Genomic DNA, 17,731 nt, shown 5'->3' on the forward strand with positions numbered 1-17,731 from the left:
GCATGGACGTGGTGTCGTTGGAGACCCGGCGGTTGGTGCTGCGCGAGGTCGTGGAGTCCGATGTGGACGCGGTGGCGTGGTTGCTCGGCGAGCCGCGGGTGATGCGGTACATCGAGGACGGCAAGCCGGTGTCGCGGGCGGACGTGGAGCGGGTCGTGCTGCCGAAGGTGATGGGTGGGGGGTGGTGGGCGGCCCGTCTCAAGGGGGCGGGCGCGTCGGGGGCGGGCGCGTTTGTCGGGTGGTTCGAGTTGAGTGAGGTGGGCGGTGGTGTGGCCGAGTTGGGGTATCGGCTGCACCCCGACTTCTGGGGGTGTGGTTATGCGACGGAGGGGGCTGCCGCGCTGGTGGAGCACGGGCGGGCGGTGGGGTTGAGGCGGATCGTGGCGTACGCGATGGCGGTAAACGCCGGGTCGCGGCGGGTGTTGGAGAAGGTCGGGCTCCAGTACGTGCGGACGTTCCACGAGGAGTGGCCGGATTACATCGAGGGTGCTGAGCACGGGGATGTGGAGTACGCGCTCGACCTGGGTCACTGACGGTGGTGGTGACGGCGGGAAGCGTCAAGATCAAAAGAGTCCTCGCCGGACGGGCAGATCAGCAGGATGACGGCCGGTGGGTGGGGATGTGCCGGGTCCGTTGTCGGTCCGGGTTTCGTGTCAGAGCGCCCTTGGCCCGCCTCAGGGCGCAGGTCGCGTTCACCTGACAAGTCAGTCGATGATGGCGATGCCGTCGTGGTCCACGGTCAGCGTGACGCGGTCGCCCGGGGACGGTGGGGTGGCGACTGGGGCGACTGCCTCGAAGTCCTCGCCCGCCAGCCGCACGAGCAGCCGCACGTGGTCGCGGCGGTGGACGCGTTCCAGGACTTCCGCCTCGATGGTGCCGGAGGGGTCGACGCGAAGTGCCGTCGCACGCAGGCCGACCCTCGCACGCACGCCCAGGAGGTGTTCGGCGGCGGAGGGGTGCAGGATCTTGCCGCAGCCCAGGAAGCGGGCGGTTTCGACGTCGGTCGGGTGTTGCCACACCGTGGACGGTTCGCCGACCTGCACGATCCGGCCCGCCCGCATCACGGCCACGCGGTCGGCCAGGGTGAACGCCTCGTCGTGGTCGTGGGTCACCACCAGCGCCGTCGCGCCCGTGTCGCGCAGCAGCCGCGCCAGGTCCACCGCCAGCTGCTCCCGCAACGCCCGGTCGAGGGCGGAGAGCGGTTCGTCGAGCAGGAGCAGTTTGGGGCGCGGTGCGAGGGCGCGGGCCAGGGCCACGCGTTGCTGCTCACCGCCGGAGAGCTCGGTGACGCGGCGGTCGGCGTAGCCCGCCAAGCCGACCAGGTCCAGGAGTGAGGCCACCCGCTTCTCGCGCGCCTCCCGCTCCACCCGGCGCATCCGCAGCCCGAACGCCACGTTGCCCGCCACGTCGCGGTGCGGGAACAGCTGACCGTCCTGGAACACCAACCCGAAACCCCGCCGGTGCACGGGGGTGCCGGCCAGGTCGACGCCGTCCCACGACACGACGCCCGCGGCAGGCGGTTCCAGCCCGGCCACGGCGCGCAGCAACGTCGACTTGCCGCACCCGGACGGTCCGAGCAGCGCCACCACCTCGCCGTCCGCGATGGACAGGTCCACATCGGACACCGCGGTCACCGGACCGTAGGCCACGCTCACCCCGTCGACCCGCAACGACATCAGAACTCCCCGCCGCTCGGCACGCGCAGCCGCTCGATCACCAGCACGGCCACCGTGGTCACCACCATCAGCAACGCGCACGCCGCGTAAGCCATCTGGCTGTTCAGCTCACCCGGCCGGGACATCAGCCGCGCGATCACCACCGGCAACGTCGGCGCGTCCGGCCGGGCCAGGAAGCTCGTCGCGCCGAACTCGCCCAACGCCACCACGAACCCGAACCCGGCCGCCGCCAGCAGCGACCGCGACGCCAGCGGGAGGTCCACCTCGCGCCACACCCGCCACGGGCTCGCGCCCAACGTCGCCGCCGCCTGCCGCAGCCGCTCGTCCACCGCGCGCAGCACCGGCAGCACGATCCGCACGATCAACGGCGTCACCACCAACGCCTGCGCCAACGGCACCAGCAGCGGTGACGTGCGGAAATCGCCGGGCAGCGCGTCCATGGTGATCAGGTAGCCGAAGCCGAGGGTCACGGCGGACACTCCCAGCGGCAGCATCAGCGCGGTGTCCAGGGTCTCCGCGAACCAGGACCCGTGCCGCCGCAGCCCGACCAGGACGATCGCGGACGTCACGCCGACCAGCAGCGCGAGGAGGGTGGCGTCGGTGGCCGTGCGCACCGAGTTCAGCGCCGCGTCCAGGCCGGAGACCGCCAGCGTGCCGCGCTCGCCCGTGCCCGCCAGGGCCGCGTACCCGGCGAAGCTCCAGCCGTCGTCGGTGGCCAGGGACCTGGCGACCAGGCCCACGACGGGCACGAGGAGTGCGGCCACGACCAGCCACGCCGCGACGACCACGCCCCACTCGCCGCCGGTGGGCCGGCGGGGTGGCTCGATCCGGAGCGACAGGGACTTCTCGCGCTTGCGGCGGGCAAGGCCGCCGATCACGAGCACCGCGATCACGGCGGCGAACTGGATCAACGACAGCGCGGCGGCGCCCGACAGGTCGAACAGCTCCACCGTGCGCAAGTAGATCTCGGTCTCCAAGGTGCGGTGACGCGCGCCGCCGAGCACCAGCACCACGCCGAAGCTGGTGGCGCAGAACAGGAACACCACCGACGCCGCCGACCCGATCGCCGGCGCCAACGACGGCAGCACGACGGAGGTGAACGCGCGGACGCGGGACGCGCCCAGGGCCCGTGCCGCGTCCTCCGCCCGCCGGTCGACCCGCGCCCACAAGCCGCCGACCGTGCGGGCGACCACGGCGACGTTGAAGAACGCGTTGGCCAGCACGATCGGCAGCACGCCGCCGTCGGGCCACAACGCCCGGAACGCCAGCCCCACCACCACGGTCGGCAGCACGAACGGCACCATCACCGCCGCGCGCGCCAACCCCGTGCCCCGCACCCGGCACCGGGCCAGCAAGAACGCCACCGGCAGGCCCGTGACCAGCGCCAACGCCGTCGCCGCGGCGGCCTGGCCGAGGGTGAACCCGACCAGGTCCCACGTGTCGGCCCGGGCCAGGACCGGCAGCACGCCGCCCTCGTCCAGGCCGAGCGCGACGATCGCCAGCACCGGCCAGGCGAAGAACACGCCCAGGAACGCCAGCGGCAGGAGCGCGGCGAGCGTCCAGGTCAGCCTTGGACCAACGTGCGCCACTGCTGCACCCACCGCTCGCGGTTCGCGTCGACCTCGGCGGCGGGCAGCGACCGCGCGGAGGCGGGCAGCGGCGCGGCCTTCGTCCACGCCTCCGGCAGCGCGACGCCCTCCCGTGACGGGTAGACGTACATCTGGCCCGGCACGTCGGCCTGCACCTGCTCGCCGAGCAGGAAGTCCAGGACCTTCTTGGCGTCCTCGGCGTTCTTCGCGCCGTTCAGCACGCCCGCGTACTCGACCTGGCGGTAGCACGTGTCCAGCAGCGCCTTGGTGCGCGGCGCGCCGTCGTCACCGATCTCCGCCGACGGGGACGACGCGTAGGACACCACGATCGGCCGCGGCCCCTTGCCGCTGGAGCCGGAGAAGTCCTGCGTGTAGGCCTCCTCCCAGCCGCTGACGACCTTCACGCCGTTGGCCTTCAGCTGACCCCAGTAGTTCTGCCAGTTCTGCTCGCCGAACGTGGCGATCGTGCCGAGCAGGAACGCCAGGCCCGGCGAGGACGTCGCCGGGTCCTCGACCACCAGCATGTCCTTGTACTTCGGGTCGGCCAGGTCGGCGTACTGCTTGGGTTCGCCGACGTCCTTGAACGCGGCGACGTCGATGTTCAGGCACACGTCGCCGACGTCGACGGCGTGCAGCCGGTTCGGCGGGTCGAGCTGGTAGCGCTGCGCGCCGTGCTGCGCCTCGGAGCTCGCGTACTCGGCGAACACCCCCTCCTTCAGGGCGCGGGAGGCGAACGTGGAGTCCACGCCGAAGGCGACGTCACCGATCGGGGCGTCCTTGGTCAGGACCAGCTTGTTCGTCACCTCACCGGCGTCACCACTGGCCAGCGGCTTGATCGTGATGCCGGTGTCGGTCTTGAACTGCTCCAGCAGCCCGGGGCTCAGCGCGAACGAGTCGTGCGTCACCAGCGTGACGACCCGCTCCCCCGGCGGAGGTGTGCTGGACGTGGTCACCGAGCAGGCCGTGAGCAGCGCGAACGCGCTCACGATGGGCAGCACTCGTCGGAACATCATCTCTCCCTACACCGGCATGACCCGGATCAGGTGTGGACGGTCGAAGGCTCGCGCGCCTTCCTCTCAGCCCGGCGCAGCACCGGACTCCCGTGGCGAACGCGCAGCTTACCCCGCTCGGTGGGACGATCAGGGCCATGGCCGAGCTGCTGACCGACGACCAGGTGACCGCCGCGCTGACCTCGCTGCCCTCGTGGCAGGCGAAGGACGCCTCGCTGGTGCGCACGGTGGAGCTGGAGAGCTTCGCCCAGGCGCTGCAGGTGGTGAACCGGGTGGCGGAGATCGCGGAGAACGACAACCACCACCCCGACATCGACATCCGCTGGCGCACGCTCACGTTCCGCTGCGGCACGCACTCCAGCGGCGGGATCACGGCGCTGGACGTGTCACTCGCGGAGGAGATCGACGGGGTGCTCGACGTCTTCCTGTGACGTCGACGACGTCCGCTGCCGGAGCACCACGGCGACCGTGACGAGCGTGAGCACGCCCACGGCCGGGTACACCCAGCCCAGCGCCGAGTAGTACCAGGGGCGCGAGACGATCCAGATCGACGGCTGCGTCTTGAGCAGGAACGAGATCAGGTAGCTGCCGATCGCCAGGACCCACGCGACGGCCGTGACCGTGGCGAGCCGGTGCTTGGCCGCGTAGACCAGCCACATCAGCGCGGGCACCGCCCACACCCAGTGGTGGCTCCACGAGATCGGCGACACGAGCAGGCCGAGGAACTGGACCGACACGATCATCGCCAACGTGTCCTTGGCCTTCAGCGACGCGTGCAGCGCGAACCCCGTGAGCACGGCCGCGACCACGACGGCGCCGAGGAAGATCGGTCCCGTGCCGATGTCGTACCCGACCGTGCGGGACAGCGCGCCGCGCAGCGACTGGTTGATCGCCGAGCCGACCGGGCCGACGCGGGAGGCGTCGCCGAGCAGGTGGAACCAGTACTCGGTCGACAGGCGCGGCGAGATCAGGTAGCCGAGCCCGACCGTGCCGAAGAACGCGACGATCGACCAGACGGCGGCCTGGTAGCGGCGGTTGAGCAGGAAGTACAGGCCGGAGATGGCGGGCGTGAGCTTCAACCCGGCCGCGATGCCGACGCCCGCGCCCTGCTTCCAGCTCTGGGCGCTGACCATCGTGCCGAGCAGGAGGGCCGCCAGGACCAGGTTGATCTGGCCGTAGTTCAGGGTCGTGCGGACCGGCTCGACCCAGACGAACAGGCCGGTCCACAGCATCGCGCGGCGCGGGTCGTTGCTGCCGACGAGCTGGAGGGACTTGCGGGTGACGAACCACAGGCAGGCGAGGCAGGCGAGCTGCCAGAACCAGCGGGCCAGGCCCCACGGCACCCACGACAGCGGCACGAAGACGAGCGCGGAGAACGGCGGGTAGGTGAACGGCAGGGCGAACTGGTCGGAGAACTCCTTGAGCCGCCAGTCGTAGAGGAAACCGGTGAACAGCTCGGGTGAGGCGTTCCGGTAGACCATCAGGTCCACCATGGTCATCTTCGCCTGGAACGCGACCATCGCCAGGTGCCCGAGCAGGGACACGGCCAGGATCCACGGCGCGAGGGCGAGGACCCGCCCCTCAAGTGCACGCAGTCCCACTGCATCTACCTCCACGATCGTGTGAATTACACGACTGTCGGGCCACGAAACCGGGTACCCGGACGTCAAGACGAGTGGGAGATCAACGCAAGGGGAAAAATCGCATGACCACCGACATCGTCGTGTTCACCGTCTCTGCCCTGGCCATGCTCGCCACCGCGGGGGGCGTCTTCGCCCTGGCCCGCCACAGCCGCAACCAGGTGCGCTGACGCCTTCAGCACAGTACCTCGGGGCGGGGGGGGGCCCCGGGGGCCCCCCCCCCCCCGGGGGGGGGGGGGCGGGGGGGGGGGCCCCCCCCGGCCCCCCCGGGCCCACACCCGGGGGCCGCTCGCAGCCCTCCACACCCCGGGGGGGGGGGCGCCCCCCCCCCCCCCCCCGCCCCGAGGTCTGTTCAGGGGCCTGTGCTCCGGTACCGACGGTCCCCCGCGTGGCCGCGCCACGCCAAGTCCTACGCGCCGACGGGCATCTTCAGCGACTCGCTGCACGTCACCGTGCCATTCGAGATCGACGTCGACCTGACCAAGCTGTTGCCGGGCCGGTGATCACCCGTCGAGCCGGAACTCCGGCGCGTCACGCGGGGGCGTGGTGTCGGGTTTGGTCCAGCCGGCCAGGCGCGCGGCGGCCTCCGGGTGGCGGATCTCACTGGTCGCCAGCGCGATGACGAGGTCGTAGGCGTCGTCCTCCGGCGCGTCCAGGTCCACGCCGTTGAGGCCGTAGAAGACGAACGTCGACATCCACCCCAGCCGCTTGTTCCCGTCGATCAACGGGTGGTTGCGCAGGACCGACTCCAGCAGCACGGCGGCCTTCTCGTGCACGCCCTCGTACGCGTCCTGCCCCATCAGCGACGACCGGGGCCGGTGGGCGGCGGAGTCCAGCAGGCCCACGTCGCGGACCTGGGGCACGCCCAAGTCGTCCGCGAGCGCCAGCAGGTCCTCCAGGGTCAGGTACTCCACGGTCACTGCGCGAGCCGGTCGAGCAGCCCCGCGTACCGTGCTCGCCCCTCAGCGGAGAGGCCTCGGACGCGGTCCTGGCGGACGCGGCGTGCGGCGGCGTCCGCGATGGCACGCACCACGGCCTCGTGCTTGCTCACCCCGTCCGCCTCGGCGAGCAGTGCGAGCGCGCGTTCCTGCTCGTCGGACAGCCGCAACGTCATCGCCATGCCGTGATGCTACCAATGTGGTAGCACGAGCCGGTCCGCAATTCCCGAGTGCGCCGGCTCCGGGCGACTCCCCCTCGATCAGTAGTGATAACGGGCCGCGAGGATGACGATCTCGTCGTTGACGACGAGGTAGACCAGCCGGTGCTCGTCATCGATCCGCCGCGACCAAGCACCCGGGAGGTGGTGCTTGAGGGGTTCGGGCTTGCCGATCCCGGTGAACGGGTCGCGGAGGACGTCCTCGATGAGCTTGTTGATCCGGGCGAGCGTCTTGCGGTCGTTCTTGAGCCAGGACGTGTAGTCCTCCCAGCCGTGCTCTTCGAAGACGAGCCTCACTCGCCACCCTTGTCCGCGTCTGCCGCATCCGGGTCGATCAGCGCACGCTCGGAGAGGTTGATCCGGCTCAACGCGTTCTCGTAGGCCTTGAGCAGCCGACGAGCGTTCGCGGGCGAGCGCAGCAGGTAGGAGCCTTCGCGCAGGGCGGCGTAGTCCTCGGCGGAAACCAGCACGGCGTTTCCGTGCTTGGACACGATCTCGACGGCGTCGTGGTCCTCGTTGACCCTCTTGATCAGGGGAAACAGGTCTCTACGGGCCTCGCTCGCGGTGATGGACACGGCGGGCACCCCCTCTTCTCTGGTACCGGATATCGTACCACCCTGGAGGACGGTGGGGGCATGCCGAGGAGGCCGGATGAGCTGTCCGACCTCCTTCGATCAACCGGTCAGACGTTGAAGCGGAACTCCACCACGTCGCCGTCGGCCATGACGTAGTCCTTGCCCTCGATGCGGACCTTGCCGGCGGCTTTCGCGGCGGCCATGGAGCCCGCCTCCACCAAGTCCTCGAACGAGACCACCTCGGCCTTGATGAAGCCGCGCTCGAAGTCCGTGTGGATCACGCCGGCGGCCTGCGGCGCGGTCGCGCCACGGGGGATCGTCCACGCCCGCGACTCCTTCGGGCCGGCGGTCAGGTAGGTCTGCAGGCCCAGGGTGTGGAAGCCGGCCCGCGCCAACGAGTACAGGCCCGGCTCGTGCTGACCGATCGACTCCAGCAGCTCGCGGGCGGACTCCTCGTCCAGCTCCAGCAGCTCCGCCTCGACCTTGGCGTCGAGGAACACCGCGTCCGCGGGCGCCACCAGCTCGCGCAGCTCCTTGAGCTTCGCCTCGTCGGTGAGCACGGCCTCGTCGGCGTTGAACACGTACAGGAAGGGCTTCGCGGTCAGCAGGCTCAGCTCGCGCAGCAGCTCACCGTCCACTTCGGACTGCGCGGCGAACAGCGTGCGCCCGCCGTCGAGCACCTCGCGCGCCTTCTGCGCGGCTTCCAGCGCCGGACGGCGGTCCTTCTGCGTGCGGGCTTCCTTCTCCAGCCTCGGGATGGCCTTCTCCAACGTCTGGAGGTCGGCCAGGATCAGCTCGGTGTTGATCGTCTCGATGTCGGCCGCCGCGTCGACGCGACCGTCGACGTGGATCACGTCGGAGTCGTCGAAGACCCGGATGACCTGGCAGATCGCGTTGGCCTCGCGGATGTTGGCGAGGAACTTGTTCCCCAACCCCGCGCCTTCGGACGCCCCCTTCACGATGCCCGCGATGTCGACGAACGACACCACCGCCGGCACCTCGCGCTCCGAGCCGAAGATGTCCGCCAACGTCGTCAGGCGGGCGTCCGGCAGCGGCACCACGCCGACGTTCGGCTCGATGGTCGCGAACGGGTAGTTCGCCGCCAGCACGTCGTTGCGCGTGAGGGCGTTGAACAGGGTGGACTTGCCGACGTTGGGCAGGCCGACGATACCGAGGGTCAAACTCACGGTGGGTGAGTCTACGCGCCCCGGATGCCGTGTCCGATTCCCGCGAGACCCCACGTCCCGCCGCTGGCAGAGTAGGTCGCATGCTCCTCGACGACGAACGCGCCTACCGGGCCGTCGCCGCCCGCGACGCCCGCTTCGACGGGTGCTTCATCCTCGCGGTGCGCACGACCCGGATCTACTGCCGGCCGTCCTGCCCCGCGGTGACGCCGAAGCGCCGCAACGCCGAGTTCTACCCGACCGCGGCGGCGGCGCAGTCCGCCGGCTACCGGGCGTGCCGGCGGTGCCTGCCCGACGCCGTGCCCGGCTCGCCGGAGTGGAACCTGCGGGCCGACATGGCCGCCCGCGCGATGCGCCTGATCTCCGACGGCGTGGTGGAGCGGGAGGGCGTGCCGGGGCTCGCGGCGCGGCTGGGCTACTCGGAACGCCACCTGACCCGCGTGCTGACCGCCGAACTGGGCGCCGGACCGCTGGCGCTGGCACGGGCGCACCGCGCGCACTCCGCGAGGTTGCTGATCGAGACGACGGACCTGTCGTTCGCGGACATCGCGTTCGCGGCCGGTTTCGCCAGCGTGCGGCAGTTCAACGACACGATCCGGGCGGTGTTCGCGGCCACGCCGTCGGCGATGCGCTCGACCCGTGCCGCGTCGACCGCGGCGGGCCGCATCACGCTGCGCCTGCCGTACCGGCCGCCGTTCGACGCGGCGGGGCTGCTGGCGTACTTCCGGGCGCACGCGATCCCGGGCGTGGAGCACGTGACGGACCACAGCTACGCGCGGTCGTTGCGCCTGCCGCACGGCCAGGCGACCGTGCTGCTGGAGCCGGCGGCGGGGCACGTGTCGTGCACGTTGCGGTTGACCGACCTGCGTGACCTGGGCAGCGCGGTGAGCCGGGTGCGGCGGCTGCTGGACCTGGACGCCGACCCGGTGGCCGTGGACGACTTCCTGTCCGCCGACCCGGCGTTGCGACCGTCGGTCGTCGCCCGGCCGGGCGTGCGGTTGCCGGGGAGCGTCGACGGCGCGGAAACCCTGCTCCGGGCGCTCGGCCACGACGCGCCGGGCGAGCGGTTGGAGCAGCCCGACGGCCCGGTGACGCACCTGTACCCGGCGCCGTCGGCGATCGACTCGCCGGTGGCGCGGGCGTTGGCCGACGGCACGTTGCGGGTCGACGTCGGCCGTGACGCGGACGAGCTGCACGCCGAGCTGTCGGCGTTCCCCGGCGTCGGCCCGCAGGTGGCCTCGTACGTCGTGATGCGCGTGCTCGGCGCCCCTGACATCCCTTTGACCAGCGACAACATCGCGTGGCGCCCCTGGCGCTCGTACGCCGCGATGCACTTGAGGAGGACCGCGTGAGCACCGGCCACGTGTCGACCATCGACACGCCGATCAGCCCCTTCACCGCCGTCGTCGCCATGGACGGCGCCGTCCTGGCCAGCGGGTGGACCGCGGACGTGGACGAGCTGCTGCCGCAGGTCTCGCCGTCGCTGCGCCCGACGACGCTCGCGCACCGCCGTGACCTGGGCGCGGTGACCAGGGCGATCCGCGCCTACCACGCCGGTGACCTGGGCGCGATCGCCGACGTCCCGGTCCGGCAACGCGGGGGCGCGTTCATGCAGCAGGCGTGGGAGGCGCTCCGCACCGTCACGGCGGGCAAACCGGTCAGCTACGCGGACTACGCCCTGCTGGCCGGCCGTCCGGCCGCGGTCCGCGCCGCTGCCACCGCGTGCGCCCGCAACGCGGCCACCCTGTTCGTGCCGTGCCACCGGGTGATCCGCACGGGCGGCGCGATCGGCAACTTCAGGTGGGGCGCGGACGTGAAGCGGTGGCTGCTGGACCACGAGTCCCGGGTCGCGTGACCGTCGTCCACCGCACGGACGGATCAGTCCTCGTCGCGCGGACGGGGGCGGCGCGGGCGGCCGCCTTCCCGGGGCGGGGCGGGGCGGCGGGGGCGGTCCGGGGAGCCCGACGGGGGACGGGGGCGCTTGGGGCGGTCCTCGTCGGCCGGTTGGGACGGGCGGCGGCGGTCGGCGGGCGCGTCGGCCCGGCGGTCGGCCGGGGTGTCGGCGCGGTCCGACCTGGGGCGCTTCTTGGGGCGGTCCTCCGGCTGCGGCTTCTCGGCGCGGTCCGGGCGGTCGGCGGGGCGGTCGGCGCGGCGCGGCGCGTCCGGCTTGCGCTTGGCCTCGCGGATCTCGTCCTTGGTCAGCCGGTTCGGGTCCTTCTGCGTCGTCACGCGGACGATGCCGATGATCACCGTGCACGCCGTGGTGATCGCCATCGCCGGGAAGCCGTCGATCAGCGGCTTGCCCAGCGCCAGGCCGACCGACGCCAGCCCGCCGCCGGGCATGCCCTGCGTCAGCACAACCAGGATCGGCACCACGATCGCCAGCACCAGCGGCGGCTGGACAATCGGGCCGAACATCGAGCGCCGCTCGACGAACACCACCGCGCCGACGCAGCCCACGAAGAACGTGATGGCGAACACCCAGCCCACGGTCTTCGCGGCCGAGTTCACGTCGACGAACGTGCCGACGATGGCCACCACGAACGCGATGAGCACGGCCGCCCACCAGGGCAGACCCCGGAAGCTGCCGAACATGGCGCGGTCGTTCCAGCGGACGGCGGCGAACTCGTCGTCCTCCGGCTCGCTGCGCGAGTCGTCACGCATTGCAGCGGTCACGCACACTCCTCGTTCGGCTCAGTCCCGGCACACTCTATTACGCCTCCCGGGCGTCCAAGGGTGCACCGAGGCCGGCCTCGTCCGCCCGCCTCACCAGCGGCAGGGGTGTGACGTCGGACGACGCGTTGCTCAACGGCTCGACGGCCGCCCGGAATCCCTCCAACGCGTCCAGCTCGCGCCGCCGCGCCGACAGGAACCGCTGCAGGTGCGTGCTCGACAGGTTCACCGCGTCGATGGCGCCGTCCGCCGCCCGGTGCGCCCGCGACGCCGCCGCCCTGACCTGCTCGACGTCGTCGGCCAGCGCGCGGTCGGTCACCGCGAACATCGCCGCCGACGCGATCACCGCGAACCCGGTCGGCCCGCACAGGAACACGCGCCGGTCGAGCAACCACCGCAGCAGCTCCGGGTCGGTGTCCAGGGCCGCGACCACCGCGCCGTCGTTCGGCACGAACATGATCGTCCCGTAGATCGCGTCGGCCCACCGCTGGTAGCCCTTGCCCGCCAGCTCCGCGGCCCGCGCCCGGATGTTGCGGACGTGCACGCGCAGGGCGTCGACGCGCTCGGTCGCGTCGTCGGTCTCCACCGCCTCCGCCCACGTGGCCATGCTCATCTTCGCGTCCACGGGCACCCGCCGCCCACCGCCGACGTTGAGCACCAGGTCCGGCCGCACCGAACCGCCGCCGGCCACGTCCACTTGCAACTCAAAGTGGATCCCCTCCCGCAGACCGAGCACCCGCGCCGTCTCCACCAGCACCTTCTCGCCGAGCTCGCCGCGCCCGCTGACCGAGGAGAACGCCACCTCGTAGCGCTGCAACGCCGCCCACTGCGCGTCGCCGCGTTCCCGTTCGGCCCGCACCGCGGCCAGCGCGGCGTCGGTGCGCCGGACGCTGTCCTGGTAGAGCCGCCAGAGGAACACCAACGCACCCGCGAGCAGGAGCGCCACGACCACCGCCGCCGTGCTGAGGACCGCCGTCATCCCACGATCATCGCGCACACGTGTCCGACCACACGTTCGAGCGACACGCCGAGCGGGTTGGACGATCAGGCGGCCCGCCGGCCCTAGCGTGGCCGACGTGTTGATCCTGCACACGTCCGACTGGCACGTGGGGCGCACCTTCCACGGCCGTGACCTGCTGCAAGAGCAGGAATCGGTGCTCGGTGGCCTCGCCGACACCGTCGCGGACGAGCGGGTCGACGCGGTCGTCGTGGCGGGAGACCTGTTCGACCGGGCCGTGCCGAACGCGGAAGCCGTCGCGGTGTGCTCCCGGGTGCTCAAGCGCATCCGCGAGGCGGGCGCGAAGATCGTGATCACGCCCGGCAACCACGACTCGGCGGCCCGGCTGGGCTTCCTCGGCGCGTTCGCCGAGGCGGGCGGCCTGCACCTGCGCACGCGCGTGGCCGAGCTGCACGACCCGGTGCTGTTCGCCGACGAGCACGGCCCGGTGGCGGTGTACGGGATCCCGTTCCTGGAGCCCGAGACGGCGCGGCACGCGCTCGGCGTGGAGGCCAAGGGCCACGGCGGCGTGCTCACCGAGGCGATGCGGCGGATCAAGCTGGACCTCGCGACCCGCGAGAACACCCGGTCGGTGGTCATGGCGCACGCGTTCGTGACCGGCGGCGAGCCGTGCGAGTCGGAGCGCACCATCGCGGTGGGCGGCGTGCAGGACGTGTCGGGCTCGGTGTTCGCCGGGGTCGACTACGTGGCGCTGGGCCACCTGCACGGTCAGCAGACGCTGGCGGAGCACCTGCGGTACTCGGGCAGCCCGGTCGCGTACTCGTTCTCCGAGGCGCGGCACCACAAGTCGGTGTGGCTGGTCGAGCTGGACGCGGGCGGGCTGGCCGGGGTGCAACGGCGTTCCCTGCCGGTGCCCCGCGCGCTGTCGGCGGTGAGCGGCTCGCTCGACGACCTGCTGCTCGACCCGGACCACGAGCCGGTCGAGGACCACTTCCTCTCCGTCACGCTGACCGACCGGGTGCGCCCGCTGGACGCGTTGCGGCGCCTGCAACGGCGGTTCCCGCACGCGGTGCACGTGGAGTGGCGGCCGGAGGGCGGGCGGACCGGCGAGCTGCGGTTCGCCGAACGGGTGCGCGGTCGCAGCGACGAGGAGATCGCCTGCTGCTTCGTCGAGGACGTGCGCGGCGACCGGCCCGGCCCGCGCGAGCTGGACCTGCTGCGCGAGGCGTTCGCCGCGGCTGCCCGGGAGGACGAGTCGTGAAGCTGCACCGGTTGGCGGTCAGCGGGTTCGGCCCGTACGCGCGGCGCGAGGAGGTCGACTTCGACCTGCTCGGCGCGGACGGCCTGTTCCTCCTGCACGGCGACACGGGCGCGGGCAAGACGACGCTGCTCGACGCGGTGGCGTTCGCGCTGTTCGGCAAGGTGCCCGGCGCGCGCGGCGACGTGAAGCGGCTGCGCTGCGACTACGCCGACCGCGACACGCCCACGTACGTGGAGCTGGAGCTGACCGTGCGCGGCCGGCGGTTCCGGATCAAGCGCAGCCCCGAGTACGAGCGGCCGAAGAAGCGCGGCGACGGCGCCACCCGCCAGCAGGCGCAGGTGTCGTTGACGTGGGTGAGCGGGTGGACCGGCGAGGGGCACAGCCGCATCGACGACGTGGCCCGCGAGGTCGAGGGCCTGCTCGGGATGACGGCCGAGCAGTTCTTCCAGGTGGTGCTGCTGCCGCAGGGCGAGTTCGCCCGGTTCCTGCGCGCGGAGACCGCCGAGCGGGAGAAGCTGCTGGAGAAGCTGTTCGGCACGGAGCGGTTCCTGGACGTGGAGAAGTGGTTCCGGGAACGCCGCGCGGACCGCAGGCGCGAGGTCGCGCAGCTCGGCCAGGAGCACCGCGACCTGGTGCTGAAGGTCGCCGAGGTCGCGTTGGAGGAGCTGCCCGAGGGCGGTGGCGACCAGGAGTGGCTCAGCTCCCTGCTCAAGCGGCTGGACGAGGACGAGCGCGACGCCGAGCGGCTCTCGGCCGAGGCCACCGGGCGGCGCGCCGTCGCCGAGCGGGACTGGCAGGAGGCGCGGGCGCGGCACGAGCGGGTCCGCCGGGTGCGCGACGCGCGCCGTCACCTCGACCGGTACGCCGAGGTGGAGCCGAGCCTGCGGGCGTGGGTCGCCGAACGTGACGCGGCCCGGCAGGCGGCGGTCGTGGCCCCCGCGCACGAACGCGCGGTGAAGCTGGAGCGCGAGCTCGACGCCGCCGTCGCGCAGGAGCGGGCGGCGGCCGTCGCCGTGGCCGCCCTCGGCTACGAAGGCGCCGACCTGCGCGGTGACGGCGAACGCCTGCGCGAGGAGGCGGGCGGGCTCACGAGCCTGGCCGCCGAGGCCGAGCGGCAGCGCGCCGACCAGCGGCGGATCGCGCAGCTGGACCGCGACGTCGCCGCCACGTCCCAGCGGCTGGCCACGCTGGTCACGCAGCTGGACGAGGTGCCGCACCGGCTGGCCGCCGCGAAGGGCGCGGTCGAGGAGTCGGCGGAGGCCGCGGCCCGGCTGCCGCAGGTGTCGGGGCTGGCCGCCGCCGCGGCCGAGCTGCCGCGCGTGGAGCGGGCGTTCCGGGAGGCGGACGACGCGCGGCGGGAGGCGGTGGACGCGCAGCAGAAGGCCCGCGAGAAGCTGCTCCGGATCCGCCGGGAGCGGCTGGACGGGATGGCGGTCGAGCTGGCCGGTCGGCTGCGCGCGGGCCACGAGTGCCCGGTGTGCGGGTCGGCCGAGCACCCCTCGCCCGCGCAGCCGATGCTGGACGCGGTGACGGCCCTGGACGAGGACGGCGCCGCCGACGAGGACCAGCGTGCCCTGGACCGGCGGCAGCGGGCCGAGCAGGAGGCCCACCGGTTGGGCGAACGGCTGGCGTTGCTGCGCGAGCAGCTGGGCGACCGGCCGCCGGCCGAGCTGGAACGCGAGCACCGGTCCGTGGCGGCGTGCGCCGAGCAGTGGGAGAGCAGGCAGAACGCGCTGGCCGAGCTGGAGGCCAAGGTCCAGCGCGCGCTCGACCAGCGTGGCGCGCTGGAACGTGAGCTGGCCGAGGCGGGCGCGCAGCGGGCGCAGCTGGCGGAAGCCGTCGAGGAGCGTGGGGCGCGGTTGGAGGAGGCGCGCGGCGACTTCCCGGACGTGGTCACGCGCCGGGCGCACCTGTCCGACCTGGCCGACGCGCTGACCGAGCTGGCCGCACGGCGCGCCGCCGTGGCCGAGCACGAGGAACGCCTGGCCGACCAGCGGCTGGAGGTGGCGCGGCTGGCCTCGCTCGCCGGGTTCGCCGACGTGGCCGACGCGCTCGCCGCGGCACGCCCGGCCACCGCCGTCGCCGAGTTGGAGACCCGGATCCGCGACGTCGAGAAGACCAGGACCGCGGCCGAGAGCACGCTGGCCGAGCTGCCCGACACCGACCCGGACGCCGAGGTCGACGTGGCGGGCGCGGAGGAGCGGTTCCGGGCGGCGAGCGACGCCGCGACCGAGGCCGCCACGGCGCTGACGAACGCCCGCACGAGGGCCGCGCGCGCCGCCGACCTGGCCGAGCGGCTCCGCGACGCGTGGCTGCGGCTGGAGCCGGTGGAGGCCGAGTTCGCCGAGCTGGACGCGTTGACCGACGTGATCAACGGGTCGGGGCAGAACACCAGGAGCATGACACTGCGCACGTACGTGCTCGCCGCCCGGCTGGAGGAGGTCGCGGTGGCCGCCAGTGCCCGGCTGGAGCGGATGAGCCAGGGCCGCTACCGGTTCGTGCACTCGACCGAGGCAGGCCCGCGCGGCACGAGGGGCGGGCTGGGCCTCGACGTCATGGACGACTACTCGGGGCAGCAGCGGCCGGCGAAGACGCTGTCCGGCGGCGAGTCGTTCCTGGCCTCGCTGTCCCTGGCCCTCGGCCTGGCCGACGTGGTCGCGGCGGGCGCCGTGCTGGACACGCTGTTCATCGACGAGGGCTTCGGCACGCTCGACGCCGAGACCCTGGAGCTGGTGATGACGACGCTGGACGAACTGCGCGCCGGCGGCCGGGTCGTCGGCCTCGTCTCGCACGTGGAGGAGCTGCGGCAGCGCATCCCGACCCGGCTGCGCGTCCGCAAGGCCCGCGAGGGCTCCTCGCTGGAACTCACCGCCTGATTCACCATCGAGGGTCGCCCGACAGTATTACGCGTGCCGGAGAATTGACGTCAAGTAACCACCCGGCCGAGTGGAGCACAATTTCTGCGGAGATCCCGGACCGTAGTGGCCCAACGGTTTTTCAACCATTGGGAAACCACCCGTGCGTGCTAGATTCCCTCGTGTTCGGAGTTTTAAACGTCGAACTCTGAGGAGATCTTCCGATGAATATCTCATTCACCAGGTTGTTGATCGTCGTGCTGGTGGCGCTGTTCTCGACGAGTACGACCGCGGCCGTCGCGGAACCCGAGCGGGCGACGGACAGACAATGGTCGGGATGGACCGATCTCGGCGGCGTGGTCACCGCGGGGCCGGCCGTGTCGTCGTGGTCCGAGAACCGACTCGACGTGTTCGCCCGCGGCACCGACTCGGCCGTCTGGCACCGGTGGTGGAACGGTTCCTCGTGGTCGGGCTGGGAAAGCCTCGGCGGCAACATCATCGACAACCCGGCCGCCGTCTCGTGGGGACCCAACCGCATCGACCTGTTCGGCCGCGGCACGGACAACCACCTGTGGCACAAGTGGTGGAACGGGTCGTCCTGGTCGGGCTGGGAAGACCTCGGCGGCATCATCACCGCAGGTCCGGCCGTGTCGTCGTGGTCGGCCAACCGGCTGGACGTGTTCGTCAGGGGCTCGGACGGCGCGTTGTGGCACAAGTGGTGGAACGGCTCGTGGTCCGGCTGGGAGAGCCTCGGCGGCGTGTTCATCGACAACCCGGCCGCCGTGTCGTGGGGCGCGAACCGCATCGACGTCTTCGTCGAGGGCCTGAACAACCACCTGTGGCACAAGTGGTGGAACGGCACCAGGTGGTCGGGCTGGGAGGACCTCGGCGGCGTCATCACCGCGGGCCCGGCCGTGTCGTCGTGGTCGGCCAACCGGCTCGACGTGTTCGCCAAGGGCACCGACAACCAGCTCTGGCACAAGTGGTGGAACGGGTCGTCGTGGTCCGGTTGGGAAAACCTCGGCGGCGTTTTCCTGCACAACCCGGCGGCCGTCTCGTGGGGGCCGAACCGCATCGACGTCTTCGTCGAGGGCACGAACAACCACGTCTACCACAAAGCGTGGTACTGATTACCGCTGACCGTCACGGATGAG

The 17,731-nt window shown here is 72.3% G+C and carries 19 protein-coding genes; 8 read left to right on the forward strand and 11 right to left on the reverse strand.

The window, feature by feature from the left end; translation table 11 throughout:
- Nucleotides 1-2 precede the first annotated feature (2 nt).
- Nucleotides 3-533, forward strand: coding sequence for a GNAT family N-acetyltransferase (locus tag LNK82_RS13650; protein WP_230567327.1), 531 nt, complete (start codon nucleotides 3-5; stop codon nucleotides 531-533).
- Between the two features lie 171 nt (nucleotides 534-704).
- Here LNK82_RS13650 and LNK82_RS13655 read toward each other — a convergent pair whose 3' ends face one another.
- From LNK82_RS13655 to LNK82_RS13665, 3 genes are read right to left on the reverse strand one after another with little or no spacing between them, the layout of a single operon-like run.
- Nucleotides 705-1,676, reverse strand: coding sequence for an ABC transporter ATP-binding protein (locus tag LNK82_RS13655; protein ID WP_230567328.1), 972 nt, complete (start codon nucleotides 1,674-1,676; stop codon nucleotides 705-707).
- Nucleotides 1,676-3,265 (reverse strand): ABC transporter permease, encoded by a 1,590-nt coding sequence (locus tag LNK82_RS13660; RefSeq protein WP_230567329.1) that lies wholly within the window; start codon nucleotides 3,263-3,265, stop codon nucleotides 1,676-1,678. Before LNK82_RS13660 ends, LNK82_RS13655 begins: the two co-directional genes overlap by 1 nt.
- On the reverse strand, nucleotides 3,241-4,275 hold the full coding sequence (locus LNK82_RS13665) for a thiamine ABC transporter substrate-binding protein (RefSeq protein ID WP_230567460.1): 1,035 nt from the start codon (nucleotides 4,273-4,275) through the stop codon (nucleotides 3,241-3,243). The genes LNK82_RS13660 and LNK82_RS13665 overlap by 25 nt, the downstream gene beginning before the upstream one ends.
- Before the next feature lie 137 nt (nucleotides 4,276-4,412).
- Between LNK82_RS13665 and LNK82_RS13670 the strand changes: the two genes are divergently transcribed.
- A complete protein-coding gene (locus LNK82_RS13670; RefSeq protein WP_230567330.1) occupies nucleotides 4,413-4,706 on the forward strand; it encodes a 4a-hydroxytetrahydrobiopterin dehydratase in 294 nt (97 codons plus the stop codon).
- Here the strand turns inward: LNK82_RS13670 and LNK82_RS13675 are convergent.
- Nucleotides 4,662-5,876: a mannosyltransferase gene (locus LNK82_RS13675; protein ID WP_230567331.1), complete on the reverse strand. Its 1,215-nt coding sequence runs from the start codon at nucleotides 5,874-5,876 to the stop codon at nucleotides 4,662-4,664. The genes LNK82_RS13670 and LNK82_RS13675 overlap by 45 nt on opposite strands.
- Nucleotides 5,877-6,277: 401 nt before the next feature.
- On the opposite strand from LNK82_RS13675, the gene LNK82_RS13680 reads away from it, so the two are divergent.
- The gene (locus tag LNK82_RS13680) at nucleotides 6,278-6,418 is read left to right on the forward strand and encodes a hypothetical protein (protein WP_230567332.1); all 141 of its coding nucleotides are present in this window, start codon (nucleotides 6,278-6,280) and stop codon (nucleotides 6,416-6,418) included.
- Here LNK82_RS13680 and LNK82_RS13685 read toward each other — a convergent pair whose 3' ends face one another.
- The 5 genes from LNK82_RS13685 to ychF all read right to left on the reverse strand — a co-directional run bounded on the left by LNK82_RS13685 (nucleotide 6,419) and on the right by ychF (nucleotide 8,833).
- Nucleotides 6,419-6,835: a type II toxin-antitoxin system death-on-curing family toxin gene (locus LNK82_RS13685; RefSeq protein WP_230567333.1), complete on the reverse strand. Its 417-nt coding sequence runs from the start codon at nucleotides 6,833-6,835 to the stop codon at nucleotides 6,419-6,421.
- Complete coding sequence (locus LNK82_RS13690) at nucleotides 6,832-7,035, reverse strand: CopG family transcriptional regulator (protein ID WP_230567334.1); 204 nt, start codon at nucleotides 7,033-7,035, stop codon at nucleotides 6,832-6,834. Before LNK82_RS13690 ends, LNK82_RS13685 begins: the two co-directional genes overlap by 4 nt.
- Nucleotides 7,036-7,113: 78 nt before the next feature.
- Nucleotides 7,114-7,368 carry a Txe/YoeB family addiction module toxin gene (locus LNK82_RS13695; RefSeq protein ID WP_230567335.1) on the reverse strand — a complete coding sequence of 85 codons (255 nt, stop codon included), beginning with the start codon at nucleotides 7,366-7,368 and terminating at the stop codon, nucleotides 7,114-7,116.
- Entirely contained in the window at nucleotides 7,365-7,646 is a 282-nt protein-coding gene (locus tag LNK82_RS13700) for a type II toxin-antitoxin system Phd/YefM family antitoxin (RefSeq protein WP_308257208.1), read from the reverse strand. Before LNK82_RS13700 ends, LNK82_RS13695 begins: the two co-directional genes overlap by 4 nt.
- A 107-nt stretch (nucleotides 7,647-7,753) precedes the next feature.
- Complete coding sequence (gene ychF / locus LNK82_RS13705; RefSeq protein WP_230567336.1) at nucleotides 7,754-8,833, reverse strand: redox-regulated ATPase YchF; 1,080 nt, start codon at nucleotides 8,831-8,833, stop codon at nucleotides 7,754-7,756.
- 80 nt (nucleotides 8,834-8,913) lie between these two features.
- On the opposite strand from ychF, the gene LNK82_RS13710 reads away from it, so the two are divergent.
- Nucleotides 8,914-10,182, forward strand: a complete 1,269-nt coding sequence (locus LNK82_RS13710) for a DNA-3-methyladenine glycosylase 2 family protein (protein WP_230567337.1) — start codon at nucleotides 8,914-8,916, stop codon at nucleotides 10,180-10,182.
- 59 nt (nucleotides 10,183-10,241) lie between these two features.
- Nucleotides 10,242-10,685 (forward strand): methylated-DNA--[protein]-cysteine S-methyltransferase, encoded by a 444-nt coding sequence (locus tag LNK82_RS13715; protein WP_268996380.1) that lies wholly within the window; start codon nucleotides 10,242-10,244, stop codon nucleotides 10,683-10,685.
- A gap of 23 nt (nucleotides 10,686-10,708) precedes the next feature.
- On the opposite strand, the gene LNK82_RS13720 is transcribed toward LNK82_RS13715, so the two are convergent.
- Nucleotides 10,709-11,506, reverse strand: coding sequence for a DUF6542 domain-containing protein (locus LNK82_RS13720; protein WP_230567339.1), 798 nt, complete (start codon nucleotides 11,504-11,506; stop codon nucleotides 10,709-10,711).
- A gap of 37 nt (nucleotides 11,507-11,543) precedes the next feature.
- Entirely contained in the window at nucleotides 11,544-12,482 is a 939-nt protein-coding gene (locus tag LNK82_RS13725; RefSeq protein ID WP_230567340.1) for a DNA recombination protein RmuC, read from the reverse strand.
- A gap of 97 nt (nucleotides 12,483-12,579) precedes the next feature.
- On the opposite strand from LNK82_RS13725, the gene LNK82_RS13730 reads away from it, so the two are divergent.
- From LNK82_RS13730 to LNK82_RS13740, 3 genes are all read left to right on the forward strand, one after another.
- A complete protein-coding gene (locus LNK82_RS13730; protein ID WP_230567341.1) occupies nucleotides 12,580-13,722 on the forward strand; it encodes a metallophosphoesterase family protein in 1,143 nt (380 codons plus the stop codon).
- The gene (locus tag LNK82_RS13735; RefSeq protein ID WP_230567342.1) at nucleotides 13,719-16,598 is read left to right on the forward strand and encodes an AAA family ATPase; all 2,880 of its coding nucleotides are present in this window, start codon (nucleotides 13,719-13,721) and stop codon (nucleotides 16,596-16,598) included. Before LNK82_RS13730 ends, LNK82_RS13735 begins: the two co-directional genes overlap by 4 nt.
- 203 nt (nucleotides 16,599-16,801) lie before the next feature.
- On the forward strand, nucleotides 16,802-17,707 hold the full coding sequence (locus LNK82_RS13740) for a PLL family lectin (RefSeq protein ID WP_230567343.1): 906 nt from the start codon (nucleotides 16,802-16,804) through the stop codon (nucleotides 17,705-17,707).
- Nucleotides 17,708-17,731: the final 24 nt, after the last annotated feature.

Origin of the sequence: Saccharothrix luteola (assembly GCF_020859565.1) — a bacterium.
Lineage (GTDB): Bacteria > Actinomycetota > Actinomycetes > Mycobacteriales > Pseudonocardiaceae > Actinosynnema > Actinosynnema luteola.